The 1,532-nt window shown below is 34.1% G+C and carries 2 protein-coding genes; both read right to left on the reverse strand.

The window, feature by feature from the left end; genetic code table 11:
• Positions 1-50: 50 nt before the first annotated feature.
• Positions 51-1,034 carry an ISAon1 family transposase gene (locus FGM02_RS15995; protein WP_139959509.1) on the reverse strand — a complete coding sequence of 328 codons (984 nt, stop codon included), beginning with the start codon at positions 1,032-1,034 and terminating at the stop codon, positions 51-53.
• On the reverse strand, positions 1,027-1,383 hold the full coding sequence (locus FGM02_RS16000; RefSeq protein ID WP_139959510.1) for an ISAon1 family transposase N-terminal region protein: 357 nt from the start codon (positions 1,381-1,383) through the stop codon (positions 1,027-1,029). The genes FGM02_RS15995 and FGM02_RS16000 overlap by 8 nt, the downstream gene beginning before the upstream one ends.
• Positions 1,384-1,532: the final 149 nt, after the last annotated feature.

The following is a 1,532-nucleotide window of genomic DNA, read 5'->3' on the forward strand; positions in this document are numbered from 1 at the left end:
ACTCACATACAATTTTTGGGTCAGTCCTACAAGTTGTACGATTTTGATCATTACGCATAAATATTGGCAAGTCTAAATAGGAAAAAAGGAATATTTCTTACACCTCTAAATTGTGCTCTAAAGTCTTTAATTTTGGCATTAAAAGATTCAGCAGATGCATTTGTACTTCTGTTATCAAAGTAGTTTAATATTTCTTGATAATGTATCGACATTGTTCTAGCGATTGAATTAAAAGATTTAAACTCTGACTGTCTTACTTTTTCATACCAATGTGCCAATCTAGTCAAGCCTACAGTTTTATCCTTCGTGTTTTCAAATATCCATGATAAATTTTGAGATAAGTCATACGCTTTTTTTAAATCTGGATAAATTGAGAACAATATTTCCGCTCTTTTAGTTTGATTAGGAGTCCATTTATTTGGTTTTTTGAAAAGAAGGTATCGACTTCGAGCTAATAATTGTTTTAAAGAATCTCCATTACTTAGTACTTCACTAATGTGAGATTTTCCTTTGCTACGTGCGTACTCAATAGCGTCATTTTCTTTATCAATTGCATCCCATCGATACTTGATTCTTATTTCCTGTATAGCTTCTGTTGCCAATTTTTGTACATGAAACCTATCAATTACTTTCACGGCTTTAGGAAATGAGCGTTTTACAATCAACCCCATATTTCCCGCCATATCTAATGTCACTTCTTCGACCTTATTTCTTTTACCTAGAGGGATTTTAAAAAGTATTCTAATCACATTTTCTGCTTTGGTTCCTTTAACCATTGCAACGAGTGCTCCTTTCTTTCCTTTTGCTTTTTTATTGGTCACAATCGTGTATAGTTCTCCATTGGTAAAGGCTGTTTCATCAATAGAGAGGTGTTTCCCCATGTTTTCAGGAAAAATCAACCAGTTGGAAGCATGAGGTTTTTGTTTCCAGGAACTGAATTCACTTAAATAATCTTTATACTGTCTTTGAAGCAGTTTTCCTTTGACTCCATAAAAACTAGCAATAGTATTAACGCTAGAGGGGTGATTAGAGATTGATTTCTTTTAAAAAAGTGGCGAATTCATTCGTCATTCTAGTTCCTTTTGCTACTAATCCCCAATCTCTTGTAATTACTTTACCTGTATTTTCATTGATCCACCTACGTCGGGTTATATGCAAAAACACCTGCTTGCCTCGAAGCGGAAAATCCTGAAGAGTGGCTTCGGGAAAGAATCCTTTAGAAGTGAGCTTTTGAGTTTTAAATTCTAAGGGAACTGAATTGTTCTCTGTAAAATAAAAATGGAGTTCTTCGCCTTTGACATCATGCTTGGTTAGTTCAAAATAGTCAATCAAAACTTCTGGTAATAATAAGTTAGAAACAGTCAATAAGGATTCGGATAACATACTGTAAATTTAAAATACAAAGATCTAGATTTTTAATCTGCCCCACAACGTTTGGTCTTGAGGCGAAAACTGTGTATAATAAGCTATAAAAAGATACAACGGAAAGCCCGACCTGAAAGGGAACGCCCAAATAGTTGGTATAGCTTACT

The organism is Flavicella sediminum (assembly GCF_006381105.1).
Lineage (GTDB): Bacteria > Bacteroidota > Bacteroidia > Flavobacteriales > Flavobacteriaceae > Flavicella > Flavicella sediminum.